Source organism: Simplicispira sp. (genome assembly GCF_028687295.1).
GTDB lineage: Bacteria > Pseudomonadota > Gammaproteobacteria > Burkholderiales > Burkholderiaceae_C > Simplicispira > Simplicispira metamorpha.
The window spans coordinates 1-5,006 of the sequence record NZ_JAQUAL010000195.1 but is presented as its reverse complement, the minus strand read 5'-3'; the positions used below and the strand labels follow the sequence as shown (position 1 = coordinate 5,006).

Sequence of the window (5,006 nt, the reverse complement as noted above, 5' to 3'; positions counted from 1 at the left end):
GCCGCTTTTTTGTCCCCATGACCCACCCCTGCCTGACCTGCGGCGCCTGCTGCGCCAGTTTTCGTGTTGACTTTGCCGTGCAGGAGCTGGAGGGCTGCGGCGGGCGCGTGCCCTGCGGGCTGGCCGATCCCATCACCGAGCACCTGCACCGCATGCGCGGCACCGACTACCGCAGCCCGCGCTGCGCGGCCCTCACCGGCAAGCTGGGCGAAAAAGTGGCCTGCGGCATCTACGAATGGCGCCCCTCCCCGTGCCGCGAGTTCGAGGCGGGCAGCGACGCCTGCCACCAGGCCCGCCTGCGCCACGGGTTGACCCAGCCCGTTTAGGCCTGCACACAGACGCGGTTGCGCCCCTCGCCCTTGGCCTGGTAGAGCGCGGCATCGGCGCGTTGCAGCAAAGCGCTGGCGCCGTCCTCATCGCCCGCCCGCAAAGCCGACACCCCCAGGCTGATCGTGATGTGGCCCACCTGGGGATACTCTTGTGCAGCCACGGCCAGGCGCAGGGCATCGGCAGTGGCCTGTGCTTCTTTCAGGCCCGTGTCAGGCAGCAAGGCCACGAATTCTTCCCCGCCAATCCGTGCGGCCACATCGCTGCGGCGCAAGCGCTGCTGCAAGGTGCGCGCCAGGCCCTGGAGCACCTGGTCGCCTGCGCCATGGCCGTGGGTGTCGTTGACGCGCTTGAAGTGGTCCACATCCACCGTCAGCAGGCTCAAGGGCCGGCCACTGCGCCGGGCCAGGGCGATGGCGAAATCAAACTGCCCCTCCAGCCCGCGCCGGTTGAGCAAGCCCGTGAGCGGGTCGCTGCGCGCCTGCATCTCCAGCGCCTGGTTGGCCTTTTGCAGCTCCTGGGTGCGCTGGCGCACGGTTTCTTCCATCTCGTGGCTGTGCGCCAGCAGCCGCCGCGTCATGCGGTCGAGCGCGCTGGAGAGAATTTGCACCTCGCGGCTGCTGTGGCTTGGCACGATGCTGGCGCCTGCGGTGCCCGCACCAATCTGGTGCGCTGCCTTGGCCAGCGCGTACAAATCCATGCTGATGCGCCGCGCCGCCAGCCAAGCGATGGCCGCGCCCAGCAGCGCCACCAACAGCCCCACACCGATGGCAATGCCCTGGGCACGGCGGGCTTCGGCAAAGGCCAGCGCCAGTGGCTCGCGCGCCACGACGTACCACCCCAGGCGGCTGGCCGGGCCCTGCGCACTGACATGGGCCAGGGCAGTGAGGTAGCTTTGCCCGTCTTGCCAGAACGCTGCGCCGACACTGGTGCCCGATGGCAACCCCGGCAGGCGCTGGCCGCTGGCGCGGTAAGCCTCGGTCTGGCCCTGGGGGGCATAGATGACCTGGCCCTGGCTGTCAAAAATGAACAGTTGCAACTGGCGCTCGGCGGCCCACGGGGGCAACAGGCTCTCGATGACTTCGCGCGTCCAGTCCCAGCTGCCGTGGATGGCGAGCACGCCCACGGTCTGGCCATCGCGCACGATGGGCGCTGAGAAATCCACAAAACGCTGGGGCTCGCCGCTGGCGCTGGGCGGCAGCAGCTTGGCCAGAAGTTTGGCCGGGTGGACATCGCCCACATGCACGCCACGCAAGCCCTGGCTGAACCAGGGGCGCTCTTTCACGCTCTGGCCCAGCAGCATGTCGCCCGTGGCGGCGCGCACCACGCCGTCCAGATCGGCCACGCCTATCCACAGGCTGTGCGGGTGTATGGCCTGGCTGCGCGCCATGGCTTGGTGAACCATTGGCGACTGCAAGCCATGCGCCCACAAAGGCGTCGATTGCGACAGCACCTGCACCTCGCGGCTGCGGTCTTGCAGGCCATTGGCCAGCATTTTGGCGGCGTTGCGCGCAGCCAGTTCGAGGGATACACCGGCCTGCTTTTGCAGGTGCTGGCGCAGCATGTCACTCAGCAGCGTGGACAGCAACAGGCCCAGAACAATGACCAGCAGGCCAAACACCACCGCAATCTGGGTGCGCAGGCTGGCGCGGCGCGGGCGTGCAGGGATATTCACGTTTGCGCACATGCACGGCGCCGCCGCAGCAAGGCGGCATCGCCAAGGTGAACGCCAGACGCCATCTTGGTAGCGGCAGGAACCAGGCGGCAATGGCTGGCACGGTGTGCAGAGGAAAAAGCCAACAGGGGTAGAAAAATCATGCGCGGCACTGTACACAAAGCAGCGCGTAAACTGCGCACCCTTGCGCCTGCACTGCTGGGCGCGCACAGGAGGTGCAGCATGAAATGGGAAGGCAACCGAGAGTCCGACAACGTCGAAGACCGGCGTGGTGCAGACAGTGGTGGTGGCAGCAGCGGCCCGGTGTTTGGCGGGCGCAGCATTGGCATTGGCACCATCGTCATTGCCCTGCTGGGGGGCTGGATTCTGGGCGTGAACCCGCTGACCATTCTGGGCCTGCTCAGTGGCGGCGCCCCCCCGGCGCAGGTGCAGCAGGCGCCCGCGCAGCGCCCACCCGCCGATGACCGGCTGGCCCGCTTTGTCTCCACCGTGCTGGCCGATACCGAAGACGTGTGGGCAGGCGTTTTCAGCCAGGGCGGCGCCCGCTACCAAGAACCGCGCCTGGTGCTGTTCCGGGGGGCCACGCCCACCGCCTGCGGCACCGGCGAAGCGGCCATGGGGCCGTTTTATTGCCCGGCCGACCAGAAGGTGTACATCGACCTGGGTTTTTACGAAACCCTGAAACACCAGCTGGGCGCACCCGGCGAATTTGCCCAGGCCTACGTCATTGCCCACGAGGTCGGCCACCATGTGCAAAACCTGCTGGGCATCAGCGACAAGGTCGACAGCCAGCGTGGCCGCATCAGCCAGGTGCAGTACAACCAGCTCTCGGTGCGCCTGGAGTTGCAGGCCGACTGCTTTGCCGGTGTCTGGGCGCACCATGCCCAGACGGCACGGCAAATTCTGGAAAACGGCGACATCGAGGCCGCCATGAACGCTGCGGCCAAGATCGGCGACGACGCCCTGCAACAGCAAAGCCAGGGCCGCGTGGTGCCCGAGAGTTTTACCCACGGCTCCAGCGCACAGCGCGTGCGCTGGTTCAACAACGGCCTGCAACACGGCAGCGTGCAGCGCTGCGACACGTTTTCTGCGCGCAGCTTGTAGGTCTTTGCCCCAGCGCTGCTGCCCACGCCAGTTTTTGGTCAAAATGGCATCAAAGCCAATAGGGATAGGCGCAAGCAGCTATCAAAAATATAGCTGATTGGCGCTATCGCAGTGTCTTTTTTACGCGAGCGCGGCCCGGCATCGGCGGCAAAACCAAGGGTTTTACCGGTGCTGGTGCGACAATACCGGGCTAAATGACAAGTTCTTTTTCCAATTTATCGCTGGCCGAGCCGCTGGCGCGCGCCGTGGCCGAGATGGGCTACGAGTCCATGACCCCCATCCAGGCGCAGGCCATTCCGGTGGTGCTTACTGGCCAGGACGTGATGGGTGCCGCCCAGACCGGCACCGGCAAAACGGCAGCCTTCTCGCTGCCGCTATTGCAGCGCCTGCTCAAGCACGAAAGCAGCTCCACCTCGCCCGCGCGCCATCCGGTGCGCGCGCTGGTGCTGCTGCCCACGCGCGAGCTGGCCGACCAGGTGGCCCAGCAAATCGCGCTGTACGCCAAATACACCAAGCTGCGCAGCACGGTGGTGTTTGGCGGCATGGACATGAAGCCGCAAACGCTGGAGCTGAAAAAAGGCGTTGAGGTGCTGGTGGCCACGCCGGGCCGCCTGCTCGACCACATCGAGGCCAAAAACGCGGTGCTCAACCAGGTCGAGTACGTGGTGCTCGACGAGGCCGACCGCATGCTGGACATCGGCTTTTTGCCCGACCTGCAGCGCATCCTCAGCTACCTGCCCAAGCAGCGCACCACGCTCTTGTTCAGCGCCACGTTCTCGCCAGAAATCAAGCGATTGGCGGGCAGCTACCTGCAAGACCCCGTCACCATCGAAGTGGCGCGGCCCAACGAAACCGCCTCCACCGTCGAGCAGCGCTTCTACAGCGCGGGTGACGACGACAAGCGCCGCGCCATCCACCAGGTGCTGAAAACGCGCGGCATCAAGCAGGCATTCATCTTCGTCAACAGCAAGCTCGGCTGTGGTCGCCTGGCGCGCAGCCTGGAGCGCGAGGGCCTGAAAACCGCCGCGCTGCACGGCGACAAGAGCCAGGACGAGCGCCTCAAAGCCCTTGATGCTTTCAAGCAGGGCGAAGTCGATTTGCTGGTCTGTACCGACGTGGCCGCGCGCGGCCTGGACATCAAAGACGTGCCAGCGGTGTTCAACTTTGACGTGCCGTTCAACGCCGAAGACTACGTGCACCGCATTGGCCGCACGGGCCGCGCTGGCGCCTCGGGGCTGGCGGTGACGCTGGTGTCGGGCAGCGATGCGCGCCTAGTGGCCGACATCGAAAAGCTGCTCAAAACCAAGCTCAACATCGAAACGCTGGCCTACGATGACGCGCGCCCCGAACGCACCAGCAGCCGCCCCAGCGAAGGCCGCAGCGACCGGGGCGAACGCACAGAGCGTTTCGAGCGCCCTGCACGTCCAGAACGCCCCGAGCGCTACGAAGGTTCAGCGCCGCGTGCGGCATCGCGCGGTGGTTTCCGCCCCGCCGTGGCCTCGCGCGATCCGTTCTTCGAGAAGCCCTATGAGGCCCCCACCGAAGCCGCGCTGGCCCAATGGGAAGCCGCCCGCAGTGCCCCAGCGGTGCGCGGTCTGTCGGCCAACATCAAGCCCAAGCGCAAGGTGGCGGCGCTGTTCAAACCGGTAGACCAGGGCGCGCAGGCCTGAGCCACCAAGCGCCCGGCTTTTTTCATGGCCAAAATGGCCTGCAACGCCCGCCATACAAGCGCAAGCAGCTACTAAAAAAGTAGCAACCCAACCCGGCACTTCAGCCCAATGCCAGTCAGTTAACCGCTGACTGGCATTTTTTCGGAGGGTACTTGCTGCGTGTGGATCGTTTGACCTCGCGCGGGAAGGAGCGCCCGGTTCGACGAGGCGGGAGCACGAAGTGCTGGGCC

At 66.1% G+C, this 5,006-nt stretch carries 4 protein-coding genes; 3 read left to right on the top strand and 1 reads right to left on the bottom strand.

Annotation, left to right across the window (positions count from 1 at the left end; genetic code table 11):
* Positions 1–17 precede the first annotated feature (17 nt).
* Complete coding sequence (locus PHX69_RS15270; RefSeq protein WP_288044866.1) at positions 18–326, top strand: YkgJ family cysteine cluster protein; 309 nt, start codon at positions 18–20, stop codon at positions 324–326.
* Here the strand turns inward: PHX69_RS15270 and PHX69_RS15265 are convergent.
* Positions 323–2,002, bottom strand: a complete 1,680-nt coding sequence (locus PHX69_RS15265; protein WP_288044864.1) for a sensor domain-containing diguanylate cyclase — start codon at positions 2,000–2,002, stop codon at positions 323–325. The genes PHX69_RS15270 and PHX69_RS15265 overlap by 4 nt on opposite strands.
* Before the next feature lie 222 nt (positions 2,003–2,224).
* Here PHX69_RS15265 and ypfJ point away from each other — a divergent pair, with 222 nt between their 5' ends.
* Both ypfJ and PHX69_RS15255 read left to right on the top strand, forming a co-directional pair.
* Positions 2,225–3,106 carry a KPN_02809 family neutral zinc metallopeptidase gene (ypfJ, locus tag PHX69_RS15260; RefSeq protein ID WP_119012959.1) on the top strand — a complete coding sequence of 294 codons (882 nt, stop codon included), beginning with the start codon at positions 2,225–2,227 and terminating at the stop codon, positions 3,104–3,106.
* A 194-nt stretch (positions 3,107–3,300) separates the two neighbouring features.
* The gene (locus PHX69_RS15255; RefSeq protein WP_288044861.1) at positions 3,301–4,776 is read left to right on the top strand and encodes a DEAD/DEAH box helicase; all 1,476 of its coding nucleotides are present in this window, start codon (positions 3,301–3,303) and stop codon (positions 4,774–4,776) included.
* The last annotated feature ends 230 nt before the right edge of the window (positions 4,777–5,006 follow it).